Below are 235 nucleotides of genomic sequence, written 5' to 3' on the forward strand. Positions count from 1 at the left end.
GACCACAGGCCGGCGAAGAACCGTAGCAGCTCGATGGCGCCGGCCACCTCGGGGCGGGACTGGGTGGCAAGAGCGTTGCCGGTCTCCAGCGCGAGCAGCCGGGCGAGAGGTTCCGCCTCCTGCTCCAGCCGGTCGGCGGCCCGGCGCAGCAGGTCGCCCCGCTCCCGGGCCGGGCGGCGCGACCAGGCGGGGTAGGCCCGATGGGCGGCCTCCACCGCCCAGGCCACGTCCCGGG

General features: G+C 77.9%; 1 protein-coding gene. It reads right to left on the bottom strand.

The genetic code is table 11. The features are described from left to right. A partial coding sequence (locus tag ACTFO6_RS19850; RefSeq protein WP_439936003.1) for an aldehyde dehydrogenase family protein occupies positions 1-235 on the bottom strand: 235 nt, incomplete at both ends.

Origin of the sequence: Pelomicrobium sp. G1 (assembly GCF_051905455.1) — a bacterium.
Taxonomy (GTDB): domain Bacteria; phylum Pseudomonadota; class Gammaproteobacteria; order Burkholderiales; family UBA6910; genus Pelomicrobium.